The following is a 14,670-nucleotide window of genomic DNA, read 5'->3' on the forward strand; positions in this document are numbered from 1 at the left end:
CCGCCGTCCCCGCCGCGTAGAACCATCTTCAACACGCCGTCATCAACGGCGCAAGGTGGGTTCGCGGAACGTTTACAGAACAGTTCGAAGTACTCGCGATGCTCCCAGTCGGTGACGGGGTCGCCCGCCATGTCCACGTCGGCGCCTTCGGCGGCCACGAAGCGCGCCCATTCGCTGCGCCGCAGGTGCAGCCAGTAGTGGATGAACTCTTCGCCGAAGGCTTCGCGGAAGAAGCTGGAGCCCTCCAGCACGTCCAGCGCCTCGGCCAGGTTGCGCGGCAGGATCGGAACGTCGGCGGCATAGGGCGTTTCCTGCAGAGGGCCGGGATCGAGTTGGCGACGAATGCCATCGATCCCCGAGAAGAGCTGCGAGGCCAGATACAGGTAGGGGTTGGCCGCCGGCTCGCCGACCCGGTTTTCCACACGGCTGGCTGAGTCTTCTGGGGCGGCGATCACGCGCGCCATGGCGGCGCGGTTGTCCTCGGCCCAGGTCACCCGATCCGGGGCCAGAGAGAACGGGCGTCGGCGTCGGTAGCCGTTAACCGTGGGGGTGGTGAAGCTGGAGGCCGCACAGGCATGTTTGAGCAGGCCACCGACATAGGCCCGGCCCAGCGCCGACAGCGGCTCGCCCGTCTGCGGAACGAAGGCATTGACGCCGGAGTCGCGCGCCGCCAGCGACTGGTGCAGCCACAGACATGAGTCTCAGAGCTCCTTGCTGGCTGACTCCTTCGTGGTCCATCTACTCTGGCAGCTCCGTCAACGTCGAACTCCTGGACCTGCTCCAGAAGGCGACAGGCCAGTCGCTGGGCATGACGACCTTGGTTCGATTTGCCCACACGCTTTCCTTCTGCAAACTTCTCAACCATTCGAACTCCGGCCACGTCAGATACTGTCCGCTCTGCTTCGAAGAAGACCTCAAGGCCAAGAAGCTCCCGTACGGGCGCCTTCTGTGGGAGCTCAGGGGAGTCGACTGTTGTATCACTCACGGGGTAAGGCTTCATGCCACCAGCGGGTGCTGGGCTGACGTTGGTAAGCGCCTCGCTCTTCAAGAGAGACCACGTGCCATTGGGGTGTGCCCAGACTGCGGAAGTATCGGGCGCCAATGCGAGAAGCCCGTGCTTGCGAAAGCCGAGGCGTCAGATATTGTCATTGCCACCTGCCTTGCCAACGTGCTCGCGCTCAGCGAGCAGGAGTGTGCGAGCATCGACCGCGAGTCCGTGCGCGAGGGAGTTCGGGCGTTGGTGAACCATCAGTTCAACGGCAACTCGAACGCTGCAGCAGATGCGGCGGGAGTTGGCCGTGGAACCATGTGCAACTGGCACAAGAACGATGGCACTTTCAACTTTGCGTCACTGGCGCAGTTGAGCATCGCCGGCAAGGTTGACCTGTCCAGAATGCTTAAAGGTGAACTGTTCCTCACTGAGGGCGATGTACCGCCTCAAGAACTCAGGAGGCGGCTTGGCCGGGCCTATGTTCGCTCCAACACCACCGACGTCGACATGGTGCGGCACCTCAAAGAGGCTCTCGAGCAGGACGAGACACCTACTTTGAACAAGGTCGCAACTTCGCTGGGCGTCTCGATTCCTGCCCTACGGGCGAGCGCCCCTGCTCTCGCCAAGGCTCTCGTCGCCAAGAACCAGGTAGCCAAGGAGGCTCACCGTGGCAACGTCTACTTGGATGCAGCTCGAACCTACTTGCGGACTCGCCAGGCACTTGTGGACAGTGGCAAGACCGTCAACCAGAAGAACCTGCAAGTTCATTCTGGCCTCAGCGCGGACCTGGAGAGACAAGGTCCGAGGTACCGGGCCTTGCAAGCCGTCATAGCAACGCCTGAAAAGTTCGAGCTCAAGTACTGAAAAGTTCGTTTGCCCGGATCGGCCAAAAAGAAACGGAGTGGACCTCTCGGCTCACTCCGTTCTGTTTGATATCAAGGACTTACCTATACATCAGTGCCGGATCCCGTCAACCATATCTGGTCGTTTTCCGCCATCGGCTGCCGGAATCCACACTCATTGACAAGCAAGTGCTTGATTTTGTTGGTTGCGGAGGCAAGATTTGAACTTGCGACCTTTGGGTTATGAGCCCAACGAGCTACCAGGCTGCTCCACTCCGCGTCAAGCCAAAAATTATATCACGCTTTGTCCGCGTCACCGGCCTCTGCCGCCGGCTCGGCGCGATCAACCAGTTCCACCAGGGCCATGGGTGCGTTGTCGCCGACGCGGAAACCCATCTTGAGAATGCGGGTGTAGCCGCCCGGACGGGCCTTGAAACGCGGGCCGAGTTCGTTGAAGAGCTTGACCACCACATCGCGATCGCGCAGGCGGTTAAAGGCCAGGCGGCGGTTGGCCACCGTGGGCTCCTTGGCCAGGGTGATCATGGGCTCGACAACGCGGCGCAGTTCCTTGGCCTTGGGCAGTGTGGTCTTGATGGCTTCGTGCGTGAGCAGCGAATTCATCATGTTGCGCAGCATCGCCAAGCGGTGCTCGCTGGTTCGGTTGAGTTTGCGAAGTCCGTGTCCGTGACGCATGGTGTTTCCTTTCCGTCTTTTGCCGCCGGCCGGATCAGGTACCGGCGGTTCGTCATGGTCTGGCCCGAAGGCTCAGTGGGTTGAAAAACGATCAGTGCTTGTCGAGACCGGCGGGCGGCCAGTTCTCGAGCTTCATGCCCAATGTGAGGCCACGCGAGGCCAGCACTTCCTTGATCTCGTTGAGCGACTTGCGACCCAGGTTCGGGGTCTTGAGCAGCTCGTTCTCGGTGCGTTGGATCAGGTCACCGATGTAGTAGATGTTTTCGGCCTTCAGGCAGTTCGCAGAACGCACGGTGAGTTCGAGCTCATCCACCGGACGCAGAAGGATCGGATCGAACTGCTGCGAGCTGCGCTGCTGGGGTGCCTCGGTGAAGAGGTCAGCGCCTTCGAGCTGGGCGAACACCGCCAACTGCTCGACCAGGATCTTGGCCGAGGCGCGCACGGCTTCTTCGGGACCGATCGAGCCGTTGGTCTCGATCTCGAGCACCAGTTTGTCGAGGTCGGTGCGCTGCTCGACGCGCGCGCTTTCTACGGTGTAGCTCACGCGCTTGACGGGCGAGAAGGAAGCGTCCAGCACGATTCGGCCGATCGAACGGGCGACTTCGTCACCGCGGCGCAGGGTGCCCGGCACGTAGCCACGGCCCTTCTCGACCTTGATCTGCATGTCGAGCTTGGCGCCAGCGGACAGCGTGGCGATGACGTGGTCCGGATTGACGATCTCCACATCGTGCGGCGTCTGGATGTCGGCCGCCGTAACGACGCCTTCACCGTCCTTGCGCAGACTCAATGTCACCTCGTCGCGGTTGTGGAGCTTGAACACCACGCCCTTAAGGTTGAGCAGCAGGTTGACTACGTCTTCCTGCACACCGTCGATGGAGGAGTACTCATGCACCACGCCGGCTATGGTCACTTCAGTGGGCGCATGCCCCACCATGGACGACAGCAACACACGGCGCAGTGCATTGCCGAGGGTGTGCCCGTAGCCACGCTCGAAGGGCTCCAGGGTGACCTTGGCGCGATTGGCCGAGAGTTGCTCGACGTTGATGGACTTGGGCTTGAGCAGGTTATTCAGCATTCAGACTTCCTTCAGTACCCTCGGCTCGTTACACCGATAAGGCAGACGGAGCATGGAATGGCCCGGGAGGCACAGCGTACGCTGTGCCTGACCGGGGACGGGGTATTAACGAGAATAGAGTTCGACAATGAGCGACTCGTTGATGTCCGAGCCGAACTCATCGCGATCCGGGGCTTTCTTGAAGACGCCTTCGACCTTGTCGACGGACACGTCAACCCAGCCGGGGAAACCGATCTGCTTGGCCAGCTCGAGGGCTTCGATCACGCGGGCCTGCTTCTTGGACTTCTCGCGCACGGCAACCACGTCACCGGCCTTCACCAGGAAAGACGGAATGTTGACCGGCTGACCGTTCACGACGATGGCCTTGTGCGACACGATCTGGCGCGCTTCGGCGCGGGTGGAAGCGAAGCCCATGCGAAACACCACGTTGTCAAGGCGCGACTCAAGCAGGAACAGCAAGTTGGCGCCAGTGTTGCCGCGACGGCGGTCGGCTTCGGCGAAATAGCGACGGAACTGGCGCTCCAGCACGCCATAGGTGCGCTTGACCTTCTGCTTCTCGCGCAGCTGCACGCCGAAGTCGGAGGTGCGCTGACCCGAGGTGCGGCCGTGCTGGCCGGGCTTGGAGTCGAACTTGGCCTTGTCGCTGATTGAGCGGCGCGCGCTCTTGAGCAGCAGGTCACTGGCTTCGCGACGGGAAAGTTTGGCCTTGGGGCCGAGGTAACGTGCCACGTTGATTTCCTTTTGTTTCTGCCGCAACCCACAGCGGGCCGTGATTGCGGGAGCCATCCCGCGATGGCGGGGGCGGTGGGCTTAGCAAAAATGCCACCGCAGCGTGACTGCGGTGGCGCTCGAAGAACCCAGCATTCTAGCGCGAAGCCAGAACCAGGGTGACAGCTGTCTCAGATGCGACGACGCTTCTGGGGACGGCAGCCGTTGTGGGGCACAGGCGTCACGTCGGAAATCGACGTGATTCGGATGCCGAGGGCGCCCAAGGCGCGCACCGAAGACTCGCGACCTGGACCCGGACCCTTGATTTCGACGTCGAGGTTCTTGATGCCCTGTTCCATCGCGGCACGGCCGGCCACTTCGGAGGCCACTTGGGCCGCAAACGGGGTCGACTTGCGCGAACCCTTGAAGCCCTGGCCACCCGACGATGCCCACGACAGCGCATTGCCCTGGCGGTCGGTGATGGTGATGATGGTGTTGTTGAACGACGCGTGCACGTGAGCAATGCCGTCCGCAATGTTCTTGCGGACCTTCTTGCGAACGCGGGCTGCGGCGCTGCTGGAGGGGGACTTGGCCATGGTTTTCCTTCGAACCGATTACTTCTTCAGCGACTGAGCCGCCTTGCGCGGACCCTTACGCGTGCGCGCATTGGTCTTCGTGCGCTGGCCACGCATCGGCAGGCCGCGGCGATGGCGGAAGCCGCGGTAGCAGCCGATGTCCATCAGGCGCTTGATGTTCATGGTGGTCTCGCGACGCAGGTCACCCTCGATGGTGAACGTGCCCACTTGGTCACGCACCTTCTCGAGCTCCGCATCGGAGAGATCCTTGATCTTCTTGCTGTACGCAATGCCACAGGCGTCGCAGATCTGGCGAGCGCGGGTGCGGCCGATGCCAAAGATCGCGGTCAAGCCGATTTCGGCGTGCTTGTGCGGCGGAATGTTGATGCCTGCAATACGGGCCATGTGAATCCTCTTGACGAATCGATCAGCCTTGACGCTGCTTGTGGCGGGGATCGGTGCAGATCACGCGCACGACACCGTGGCGCTTGATGATCTTGCAGTTGCGGCACATCTTCTTGACCGAAGCCGAAACTCTCATTTTCTTCTCCTAGAAATCCGGTAAACGTTCAAAACAAGCGCTTCACTTGGCGCGGAACACGATGCGGGCACGCGTGAGGTCGTAGGGCGTGAGCTCCACTTTGACCTTGTCGCCTGGCAGGATGCGGATGTAGTGCATGCGCATCTTGCCGGAGATGTGACCGAGGACCACGTGCCCGTTTTCGAGCTTGACGCGAAAGGTCGCATTGGGAAGGTTTTCGACCACCTCACCCTGCATTTCGATCACGTCGTCCTTGGCCATGGTTCAGTTGCCGAGGGAAGTCTTGAAATTCGCCTTTTTCAGCAGCGACTCATATTGCTGCGACATCATGTAGTTTTGCACCTGCGCCATGAAATCCATGGTCACGACCACGATGATCAGGAGGGAGGTGCCGCCGAAATAGAACGGCACGTTGTACTCGAGGATCAGGAACTCGGGGAGCAGGCACACCGCGGTGATGTAGATCGCGCCGGCAAAGGTCAGCCGCAGCAAGATCTTGTCGATGTGGCGCGCGGTTTGATCACCAGGACGAATGCCCGGGATGAACGCGCCACTCTTCTTCAGGTTATCCGCAGTTTCCCGACTGTTGAAAACCAGGGCGGTATAGAAGAAGCAGAAAAAGATGATCGCCGCAGCGTAGAGCGCCACGTAGATCGGTTGCCCTGGGGACAAGGCACTGGCCAAGTCGCGCAGCCAACGGGTCGACTCACCCGTGCTGATCCAACTCACCACCGTGGTGGGCAGCAGGATGATGGACGACGCGAAGATCGGGGGGATCACGCCAGCCATGTTCAGCTTGAGTGGCAGGTGCGACGACTGGCCTCCGTAGACTTTATTGCCCACCTGACGGCGCGCGTAGTTCACCAGGATCTTTCGCTGGCCTCGCTCAACGAACACCACGAAATACGTGACAAGAACCACCAGCGCGATGATGAACAACGCGATGAGCACGTTCATGGCACCGGTGCGGACCAGTTCCAGCAGACCACCGATGGCGTTCGGCAACCCGGCCACGATGCCGGCGAAGATCAGTAGCGAGATGCCATTGCCCAAGCCACGCTCCGTGATCTGCTCGCCCAGCCACATCAAAAACATCGTGCCCGCCACCAAGCTCACCACGGCCGTCAGGCGAAATCCCATGCCCGGGTCGATCACGAGCCCCGCCTGGCCTTCCAGTGCCAAGGCAATGCCCATGGCTTGAAAGATCGCCAGGCCCAGCGTGCCGTAACGCGTGTACTGAGTGATCTTGCGACGCCCTGCCTCACCTTCTTTCTTCAGCTGCTCGAACGTGGGGACCACGTACGTCATGAGCTGCATGATGATGGAGGCCGAGATGTACGGCATGATGCCCAACGCGAACACGGTGAAACGCGACAGTGCGCCACCCGAGAACATGTTGAACAGGCTCAGGATGCCGCCCTGCTGCCCTTGGAAGAGCTGCTGCAGCTGTTCCGGATTGATGCCCGGCACAGGGATGTGCGCACCGATGCGGTACACCACCAGCGCCAGCAGCAGGAAAACCAGCCGGCGACGCAGGTCGCCGAACTTACCGGTCTTAGCCAGGGACGGAGAAGCGGTTGCCACGAGGTCCTTTCGAACGGGCGTGATCAGGCAGCAGCGATCTTGCCGCCAGCGGCTTCGACAGCGGCCTTCGCGCCCGCGGTCGGCACCACATCCTTGAGCGTCACGGCTCGCTTGAGCTCACCCGACTTGATCAGCTTCACCCGCTTGGTCAGTTGCGGCACCAGGCCCAACTGCTTTAGCGTGAGCACGTCGATGTCGGTGGCCTCGATGGCGTCGATCTGGTCCAGCGTCACTTCGGCGTTGAACTGCAGTTGCGCCGACTTGAAGCCGCGCTTGGGCAGACGACGCTGCAGAGGCATCTGGCCGCCTTCGAAGCCGACCTTGTGATAACCACCGGCACGCGATTTCTGGCCCTTATGGCCACGGCCCGCGGTCTTGCCCAGGCCCGAACCGATGCCACGGCCGACGCGCCGCTTGGCGTGCTTGGCGCCGTCAGCCGGCTTGATGTTGTTGAGTTCCATGTCGTCGTCTCCGATCAGAGGACTTTGACCAGGTAGCTGATCTTGTTGATCATGCCGCGCACGGCCGGGGTGTCCTGCAGTTCGCTGGTGCTATTGAGCTTGCGCAAACCCAGACCACGCGCGGTGGCACGGTGATCCTCTTTGCAGCCGATGAGGCTGCGCACGAGCTGGACCTTGACGGTATTCGTGTTGCTCATGGTGATTCCTCTCAGCCCAGGATGTCCTCGACCGTCTTGCCGCGCTTGGCGGCAACTTCGGCCGGGGTGGTGGACTTCTCGAGTGCGTCCAGCGTGGCACGCACCAGGTTGTAGGGGTTGCTCGAGCCGTGGCTCTTGGCCACAACGTCGGTCACTCCCAGCACTTCGAAAACGGCGCGCATCGGACCGCCTGCGATGATGCCAGTACCTTTGACGGCGGGCAGCATCATCACGTTGGAGGCACCGTGCTCACCGTGCACCGCGTGGTGCAGCGAGCCGTCCTTGAGCGACACCTTGATCATGTTGCGGCGAGCCTGCTCCATGGCCTTCTGCACCGCCACAGGCACTTCACGCGCTTTGCCTTTGCCCATGCCCACGCGGCCATCGCCGTCACCGACGACGGTGAGCGCCGCGAAACCGAGGATGCGACCACCCTTGACCACCTTGGTCACGCGGTTGATCGCGATCATCTTCTCGCGCAGACCGTCTTCGTTCGCTTCGTTCTTGATGTTTGCCTGAAACTTAGCCATGTCGTTGATCCCGTTTCATCAGAACTGCAGGCCGGCCTCGCGGGCGGCATCTGCAAGGGCCTTCACGCGGCCGTGGTAGGCAAAGCCAGAACGGTCGAACGCCACTTTCTCAATACCGGCGGCCTTGGCCTTTTCGGCGATGCGCTTGCCGATGACGGCAGCAGCTGCGGCGTTGCCGCCCTTGCCGGCAGCCCCGAGTTCGGCGCGCACTTCCTTCTCGGCCGTGGAGGCCGAGGCGAGGATGCGCGAACCGTCGGCGGACACGACGCTGGCGTAGATGTGCAGGTTGGTGCGATTCACCGTCAGACGCACTGCGCCTTGCTGGGCGATGCGGATACGGGTCTGACGCGCGCGGCGCAGGCGTTGTTCTTTCTTGGTCAGCATGATCGGACTCCTTATTTCTTCTTGGTTTCCTTGATCACGACCTTTTCATCCGCGTAGCGGATGCCCTTGCCCTTGTAGGGCTCGGGTGGACGCACGGCGCGCACTTCGGACGCGATCTGGCCGACGCGTTGGCGATCGGCACCTTTGATCACGATTTCCGTGGGCGCCGGCGTTTCGACCTTGATGCCAGCGGGCATGTCCATGATCACGGGGTGCGAGTAGCCCACCGTGAGGTTCAGCTTGGCGCCCTGGGCCTGGGCCTTGAAACCCACGCCCACCAGGCTGAGCTTCTTCTCGAAGCCCTTGTTGACACCGGTGACCATGTTGTTGACCAACTGGCGCATGGTGCCCGACATGGCGTTAGCCTCGCGCGACTCATCGACCGGCACAAAGCTCACCTTGCCAGCGTTGATCTCGATCTTGACCAGCGCGTTGACGGCCAGACTCAGGGCGCCATTCGCGCCCTTGACATTGATCAGGCCGTCCTTGACGGCGATCTCGACCCCGGTAGGCACCGTGATCGGCTGTTTTCCAATACGTGACATTCAGTCTCTCCTCAATGCCAGCATCAGGCGACGTAGCACAGCACTTCACCACCGACACCGGTGGCGCGCGCCTTGCGATCGGTCATGACACCGCGCGGGGTGGTCACGATCGCCACACCAAGGCCGTTCTGGACCTGGGGGATGGCGTTGCGACCACGGTAGACACGCAGTCCGGGACGGCTCACGCGCTCGATGCGCTCGATCACGGGACGGCCGGCGTAGTACTTCAAGGTGATGACCAGCTCGCTCTTGCCGCCCTCGTTGACCACTTTGAAGTCGTCGATGTAGCCCTCGTCCTTCAGGACCTGGGCAATCGCCGCCTTCACCTTCGACGCCGGCATTGCCACGGTGGCCTTTTCGACCATCTGGGCGTTGCGGACACGGGTCAACATGTCGGCGATAGGATCACTCATGCTCATGTGGGGTTCTCCTAAGGCTTACCAGCTGGCTTTGGTGATGCCGGGGATTTCGCCGGCAAAAGCCATTTCACGGACCTTGGCGCGGGCCAGGCCGAAGTGGTTGAAGGTGCCGCGCGGGCGACCGGTGATCTCGCAGCGGTTGCGCTGACGAGTCGGATTCGCGTTGCGGGGCAGCTTCTGCAGGGCGAGGCGAGCCGCGTCGCGCTCTTCGTCCGACTTCTTGGCGTCGCCGGCGGTGGACTTCAGCTCGTTGTATTTCTTGGCGAACTTGGCGGCGAGCTTCTCGCGCTTGAGTTCACGTTGGAGTAGTGCTTGTTTAGCCACGCGCCACCTCAGTTCTTGAACGGGAAACGGAAACCAGCCAGCAGTGCCTTGCACTCGTCGTCGGTCTTGGCGGTCGTCGTGATGCTGATGTTCAGGCCGCGCAGGGCATCGACCTTGTCGTACTCGATCTCGGGAAAGATGATCTGCTCCTTGACGCCGACGTTGTAGTTGCCACGACCGTCGAACGAACGACCAGAGATACCGCGGAAATCGCGCACTCGGGGCAGGGCCACGGTAACGAAGCGGTCCAGGAATTCGTACATGCGGGCACCACGCAGCGTGACCATGCAGCCGATGGCCTGCTGTTCGCGGATCTTGAAACCGGCGATGGCCTTCTTGGCCTTGGTCACGACGGGCTTCTGGCCTGCGATCTTGGTGAGGTCGCCCACGGCGTTATCCATCACCTTCTTGTCTGCCACAGCCTCGCTCACACCCATATTGAGCGTGATCTTGGTGATGCGGGGCACTTCCATCGGCGACTTGTAGCCGAACTTGGCGATCAGCTCGGGGACCACCTTCTCGCGATAGTGTTGTTGCTGTCGTGCCATGGTCATGCCACCTTGATTTGTTCGCCGTTGGACTTGAACACGCGCACGTTCTTGCCATCCACGGCCTTCACGCCCACGCGGTCGGCCTTGCCCGTCGCGGGGTTGAAGATCGCCACATTGGACTGGTCGATCGGCATGGTCTTTTCGACGATGCCACCGGTAATGCCCTTCATGGGGTTGGGCTTGGCGTGCTTCTTGACGAGGTTGACCCCCTCGACCACGACGTGCAGCTCGTCGGTGCGCGAAAGCACCTTGCCGCGTTTGCCCTTGTCGCGCCCCGCGATCACGATGACTTCGTCACCGGTACGAATCTTGTTCATGATGGCTTCCTCAGAGAACCTCGGGGGCCAGCGACACGATCTTCATGAACTTCTCGGTGCGCAGCTCGCGCGTGACCGGGCCGAAGATGCGGGTGCCGATGGGCTCCAGCTTGGCGTTGAGCAACACTGCCGCGTTGCCGTCGAACTTGATCAGCGCGCCATCCTGGCGGCGGATGCCTTTGGCGGTACGCACCACCACGGCGTTGTAGACCTCGCCCTTTTTGACGCGGCCACGCGGCGCTGCTTCCTTGATGCTGACCTTGATGACATCGCCCACGCTGGCGTAGCGACGCTTGGAGCCGCCGAGCACCTTGATGCACATCACGGACTTGGCACCCGTGTTGTCAGCAACATCGAGTCGAGATTGCGTTTGGATCATTTGATTTAAGTCCCAACTTGAATCGTGAAGGCCACCACGGCCAACAGCGATCAGTCTTGGGCCCGTCGTCGAGGGACATCCACTGCAAGCGGCTGCTGCCGCGGCGGATGCCACCCTTCGGTGGGCAGATGGCTTGCGCCAGACACATCACTCCAAAGGAGCGAAGCCGCGCATTATGGCATGGGAGCGAGACGACGTCAAACGCTGGTCGCGGCGTACCGACGGGTGAGGTTCAGGAAGTCATCGACGCGTGGGTCGGCCACGCCTTCCTCATGCAGGATGTCCGCCACGTCGGCCGCCATCCGCTCAGCCTGGGCTGCATCCAGAAAGAGTGCGCGCCATCGGCGTGCCAACACATCTTCAACAGTGAGTGCATGCTCACATCTGGCCGCGAACCGCACCATCGCGGCACGCAGGCCAAGGCCCAGGTTTCGATCGGCGCCTGGCAGCCCCTGGATCCGCTCGGCCTCAGTGCCATACAGGTGCCAGCCCGGAGCGGCATGGATGGGAACCGAAGCGCTGGCCGGCGCGCCCACCAGACGGTGATGGGCGCTTTGCCCACCGGAACGCGCGGGCAGGCGCCCGGCGTCGAAACACCGCTGGAGCACGTCTTCGGCCATGGCGCGGTAGGTCGTCCACTTGCCGCCGGTGACGGTGACCAGGCCGTTCGGATCGACCACCACGGTGTGCTCCCGCGACAAACCCTTGGTGCCGCTGCCGTCGCTTGGGGCCGCCACGAGCGGCCTCAGGCCGACCCAGACGCTGCGGATGTCGGCGCGGCGCACCGGGCGGCTGAGCGCGCGCGAGGATTCGTCAAGAATGAACGCCAGTTCCTGCTCGAACGGCTGCGGCTCACGTGCGAGGTCCTGCCGTGGCGTGTCGGTGGTGCCCAGGATCAGTTTCCCCAGCCACGGCACGGCGAAGAGCACTCGGCCGTCCCGCGTGCGAGGCACCAGCAGGGCGTGCTCGCCGCCCAGGAACTCGCGGTCGACGACCACATGCACGCCCTGGCTCGGGCTGACCATGTGCGAGGGCGTGCCCGCGGCTTCGCGCATGGCATCGACCCACACACCGGTGGCGTTGACAACGCAGCGGGCGCGCACCCGGTGCTCCTCGCCGCCCACTTGATCACGCACCGTGACCAGGTGGCCATCACCATCCGGGGCGATGGCGGTGACTTCGGCGTGGTTGAACATGAAGGCGCCCGCGGCTTCGGCGGTGCGCGCCAGGGCAATGGCCAGGCGGGCATCGTCGAATTGGCCGTCCCAGTAACGCACACCACCGCGCAGGCCCTGCGGGTTCACGCCGGGCAAGGCGGACAGCGTGCGCGCGCGGTCCAGGAATTCGGTGGGTCCGAGGCCGGCACGCCCCGCCAGCAGGTCGTACAACTTGAGGCCAATGCCGTAGAACGGCGTTTGCCACCACTGGTGGCTGGGCATCACGAAGGGCAGCGGCTGCGCCAGATGCGGCGCAATCGTCATGATGGTGGTGCGCTCGGCCAGCGCTTCGCGCACCAGCGCCACGTTGCCCTGGGCGAGGTAGCGCACCCCACCGTGCAACAGCTTGGTGGCGCGCGACGAGGTGCCACCCGCGAAGTCGTGCGACTCGAACAACGCAACGGAGAAGCCCCGCAGGCTGGCGTCGAGCGCCACGCCCAGGCCGGTGGCACCACCGCCCACGACCACGAGGTCGAAGCGGTCCGTGTCGGCCAGGGCAGTGAAGCGTTGTTCTCGGTTCATGTGGGCGGGAAACCAGCCCCCTGGTGCCCGTGGCAACCAGGGGAGCGGGCGGTGCAGCGTCGATCAGCGGACCTTGCCCGCCTTCCAAGCGTTGAGCAGCTGATCGTAGGCGATGGTTTCGCCCTTGGGCTTCTCGTTGGCCAGCTTCTTCCAGGGCGCGGCCTTGTCACTCAGCCACTTGTTGGGGTCGCCCTTGGCGTTGAGCTTGGGCGCGCAGCGCTCCATGCCGGCGCGCTCCAGGCGGGCCAGCACCTGGTCCATCTGGTCAGCCAGGCCGTCCATGGCCTGCTGCGGGGTCTTCTCACCCGTGACGGCTTGCGCCACGTTCTGCCACCACAGCTGCGCGAGCTTGGGGTAGTCGGGCACGTTGGTGCCAGTGGGGCTCCAGGCCACGCGCGCGGGCGAGCGGTAGAACTCCACCAGGCCACCGAGCTTGGGCGCCATGTCGGTCATGGCCTTGCTCTGGATGTCGCTTTCGCGGATCGGCGTGAGTCCGACGATGGTCTTCTTCAGCGAGGTGGTCTTGGCGGTGATGAACTGCGCATACAGCCAGGCCGCGGCCGTCCTGTTGGCGTCGTGGTTCTTGAAGAAGGTCCACGAGCCCACGTCCTGGTAGCCGTTCTGCATGCCCTGCTTCCAGTACGGGCCGTTGGGGCCGGGCGCCATGCGCCACTTGGGCGTGCCGTCGGCATTGACCACCGGCAACCCGGGCTTGGTCATGTCGGCGGTGAAGGCGGTGTACCAGAAGATCTGCTGCGCGATCTGACCCTGCGCGGGCACGGGGCCAGCCTCGCCGAAGGTCATGCCGGTGGCTTCCTTGGGCGCGTACTTCTTCATCCAGTCCACGTACTTGGTGAGTGCGTAGACAGCCGCAGGCGAGTTGGCCGCGCCGCCGCGCGACACGCTGGCGCCCACCGGCGTGCACTTGTCGTCGCCCACGCGGATACCCCACTCGTCGATCGGCAGGCCGTTGGGGTTGCCGATGTCGGCGGTGCCCGCCATCGAGAGCCAGGCGTCGGTGAAGCGCCAGCCCAGCGACGGGTCTTTCTTGCCGTAGTCCATGTGCCCGTAGATGGGCTTGCCGTCGATGGTCTTCACGTCGTTGGTGAAAAACTCGGCGATGTCCTCGTAGGCGCTCCAGTTCAGCGGCACGCCCAGGTCGTAGCCGTACTTGGCCTTGAACTTGTCCTTCAAGTCCTGGCGCGCGAACAGGTCGGCGCGGAACCAATAGAGGTTGGCGAACTGCTGGTCGGGCAACTGGTAGAGCTTGCCGTCGGGTCCGGTGGTGAACTTGGTGCCGATGAAGTCCTTGATGTCGAGACCAGGGTTGGTGAAGTCCTTGCCCGGGCCCGCCATGTAGTCGGTGAGGTTGAGGATCTGGCCGTAGCGGTAGTGGGTACCGATGAGGTCCGAGTCGCTGATCCAGCCGTCGTAGATGGACTTGCCCGATTGCATCGAAGTCTGCAGCTTCTCGACCACGTCGCCTTCCTGGATCAGGTCGTGCTTGACGGTGATGCCGGTGATCTCGCTGAACGCACGGGCGAGGGTCTTGGACTCGTACTCGTGGGTGGTGATGGTTTCGGAGACCACCGAGATCTCCTTGACGCCTTTGGCCTTGAGCTTGGCCGCAGCGTCGATGAACCACTTGAGCTCGGCCGTCTGCTGGGCCTTGCTCAGGGTCGATGGCTGGAACTCGCTGTCGATCCATCGCTTGGCGGCGGCCTCGTCGGCCCAGGCCGGCAACGCGGCCCCCGTCGCGATGAGCGCAGCGAGCGCCGTGTGTCGCAGTTTCATGTTGTCTCCTTGGATGTTGAT

At 62.8% G+C, this 14,670-nt stretch carries 22 protein-coding genes, 1 tRNA gene and 1 pseudogene; 2 read left to right on the top strand and 22 right to left on the bottom strand.

Annotated features, from left to right (window positions below; all coding sequences use genetic code 11):
- Window positions 1-692, bottom strand: a 692-nt coding sequence (locus BN948_RS15345; protein ID WP_162182747.1) for a glutamine synthetase, incomplete at its 3' end; no start/stop codon positions are given.
- A gap of 116 nt (window positions 693-808) precedes the next feature.
- Between BN948_RS15345 and BN948_RS27570 the strand changes: the two are divergent.
- Together BN948_RS27570 and BN948_RS27305 are read left to right on the top strand one after the other, a co-directional pair.
- Window positions 809-985, top strand: a pseudogene (locus tag BN948_RS27570) (TniQ family protein); the annotation flags it as partial.
- Between the two features lie 129 nt (window positions 986-1,114).
- Window positions 1,115-1,855 carry a hypothetical protein gene (locus BN948_RS27305; protein WP_035622440.1) on the top strand — a complete coding sequence of 247 codons (741 nt, stop codon included), beginning with the start codon at window positions 1,115-1,117 and terminating at the stop codon, window positions 1,853-1,855.
- A 181-nt stretch (window positions 1,856-2,036) separates the two neighbouring features.
- Here BN948_RS27305 and BN948_RS15355 read toward each other — a convergent pair.
- The 21 genes from BN948_RS15355 to BN948_RS15455 all read right to left on the bottom strand — a co-directional run bounded on the left by BN948_RS15355 (window position 2,037) and on the right by BN948_RS15455 (window position 14,649).
- Window positions 2,037-2,113 (bottom strand) — tRNA-Met (locus tag BN948_RS15355).
- 17 nt (window positions 2,114-2,130) lie between these two features.
- Complete coding sequence (gene rplQ, locus BN948_RS15360) at window positions 2,131-2,526, bottom strand: 50S ribosomal protein L17 (protein WP_009514907.1); 396 nt, start codon at window positions 2,524-2,526, stop codon at window positions 2,131-2,133.
- Between the two features lie 91 nt (window positions 2,527-2,617).
- Window positions 2,618-3,601, bottom strand: coding sequence for a DNA-directed RNA polymerase subunit alpha (locus tag BN948_RS15365; RefSeq protein WP_009514909.1), 984 nt, complete (start codon window positions 3,599-3,601; stop codon window positions 2,618-2,620).
- A 105-nt stretch (window positions 3,602-3,706) separates the two neighbouring features.
- Window positions 3,707-4,330, bottom strand: coding sequence for a 30S ribosomal protein S4 (rpsD, locus tag BN948_RS15370; protein ID WP_035622443.1), 624 nt, complete (start codon window positions 4,328-4,330; stop codon window positions 3,707-3,709).
- Between the two features lie 170 nt (window positions 4,331-4,500).
- Window positions 4,501-4,905, bottom strand: coding sequence for a 30S ribosomal protein S11 (gene rpsK, locus BN948_RS15375; RefSeq protein ID WP_009514913.1), 405 nt, complete (start codon window positions 4,903-4,905; stop codon window positions 4,501-4,503).
- Window positions 4,906-4,923: 18 nt separating this feature from the next.
- Window positions 4,924-5,289, bottom strand: coding sequence for a 30S ribosomal protein S13 (gene rpsM, locus BN948_RS15380; protein ID WP_009514915.1), 366 nt, complete (start codon window positions 5,287-5,289; stop codon window positions 4,924-4,926).
- A gap of 22 nt (window positions 5,290-5,311) precedes the next feature.
- A complete protein-coding gene (gene rpmJ, locus BN948_RS15385; RefSeq protein WP_009514917.1) occupies window positions 5,312-5,425 on the bottom strand; it encodes a 50S ribosomal protein L36 in 114 nt (37 codons plus the stop codon).
- Between the two features lie 42 nt (window positions 5,426-5,467).
- A complete protein-coding gene (gene infA, locus BN948_RS15390; protein ID WP_009514918.1) occupies window positions 5,468-5,686 on the bottom strand; it encodes a translation initiation factor IF-1 in 219 nt (72 codons plus the stop codon).
- 3 nt (window positions 5,687-5,689) lie between these two features.
- On the bottom strand, window positions 5,690-7,009 hold the full coding sequence (gene secY / locus BN948_RS15395) for a preprotein translocase subunit SecY (protein WP_009514920.1): 1,320 nt from the start codon (window positions 7,007-7,009) through the stop codon (window positions 5,690-5,692).
- 23 nt (window positions 7,010-7,032) lie between these two features.
- Window positions 7,033-7,470: a 50S ribosomal protein L15 gene (gene rplO / locus BN948_RS15400; RefSeq protein ID WP_009514922.1), complete on the bottom strand. Its 438-nt coding sequence runs from the start codon at window positions 7,468-7,470 to the stop codon at window positions 7,033-7,035.
- Window positions 7,471-7,484: 14 nt separating this feature from the next.
- Window positions 7,485-7,667, bottom strand: coding sequence for a 50S ribosomal protein L30 (gene rpmD / locus BN948_RS15405; RefSeq protein ID WP_009514924.1), 183 nt, complete (start codon window positions 7,665-7,667; stop codon window positions 7,485-7,487).
- An 11-nt stretch (window positions 7,668-7,678) separates the two neighbouring features.
- The gene (gene rpsE, locus BN948_RS15410; protein WP_009514926.1) at window positions 7,679-8,197 is read right to left on the bottom strand and encodes a 30S ribosomal protein S5; all 519 of its coding nucleotides are present in this window, start codon (window positions 8,195-8,197) and stop codon (window positions 7,679-7,681) included.
- An 18-nt stretch (window positions 8,198-8,215) separates the two neighbouring features.
- On the bottom strand, window positions 8,216-8,581 hold the full coding sequence (gene rplR, locus BN948_RS15415) for a 50S ribosomal protein L18 (protein WP_009514929.1): 366 nt from the start codon (window positions 8,579-8,581) through the stop codon (window positions 8,216-8,218).
- Window positions 8,582-8,592: 11 nt separating this feature from the next.
- A complete protein-coding gene (gene rplF / locus BN948_RS15420) occupies window positions 8,593-9,126 on the bottom strand; it encodes a 50S ribosomal protein L6 (RefSeq protein WP_009514930.1) in 534 nt (177 codons plus the stop codon).
- Between the two features lie 23 nt (window positions 9,127-9,149).
- Entirely contained in the window at window positions 9,150-9,545 is a 396-nt protein-coding gene (gene rpsH, locus BN948_RS15425) for a 30S ribosomal protein S8 (protein ID WP_009514931.1), read from the bottom strand.
- 18 nt (window positions 9,546-9,563) lie between these two features.
- Window positions 9,564-9,869: a 30S ribosomal protein S14 gene (gene rpsN, locus BN948_RS15430; RefSeq protein ID WP_009514932.1), complete on the bottom strand. Its 306-nt coding sequence runs from the start codon at window positions 9,867-9,869 to the stop codon at window positions 9,564-9,566.
- Between the two features lie 8 nt (window positions 9,870-9,877).
- Window positions 9,878-10,417 (bottom strand): 50S ribosomal protein L5, encoded by a 540-nt coding sequence (gene rplE, locus BN948_RS15435; protein WP_009514933.1) that lies wholly within the window; start codon window positions 10,415-10,417, stop codon window positions 9,878-9,880.
- 2 nt (window positions 10,418-10,419) lie between these two features.
- A complete protein-coding gene (gene rplX, locus BN948_RS15440; protein WP_009514934.1) occupies window positions 10,420-10,737 on the bottom strand; it encodes a 50S ribosomal protein L24 in 318 nt (105 codons plus the stop codon).
- A gap of 10 nt (window positions 10,738-10,747) precedes the next feature.
- Window positions 10,748-11,116 (bottom strand): 50S ribosomal protein L14, encoded by a 369-nt coding sequence (gene rplN, locus BN948_RS15445; RefSeq protein ID WP_009514936.1) that lies wholly within the window; start codon window positions 11,114-11,116, stop codon window positions 10,748-10,750.
- A 197-nt stretch (window positions 11,117-11,313) separates the two neighbouring features.
- Window positions 11,314-12,855, bottom strand: coding sequence for a glycerol-3-phosphate dehydrogenase/oxidase (locus BN948_RS15450; RefSeq protein ID WP_009514938.1), 1,542 nt, complete (start codon window positions 12,853-12,855; stop codon window positions 11,314-11,316).
- Between the two features lie 63 nt (window positions 12,856-12,918).
- The gene (locus tag BN948_RS15455) at window positions 12,919-14,649 is read right to left on the bottom strand and encodes an ABC transporter substrate-binding protein (RefSeq protein ID WP_009514940.1); all 1,731 of its coding nucleotides are present in this window, start codon (window positions 14,647-14,649) and stop codon (window positions 12,919-12,921) included.
- Window positions 14,650-14,670 lie beyond the last annotated feature (21 nt).

The organism is Hydrogenophaga intermedia, assembly GCF_000723405.1.
Lineage (GTDB): Bacteria > Pseudomonadota > Gammaproteobacteria > Burkholderiales > Burkholderiaceae_C > Hydrogenophaga > Hydrogenophaga intermedia.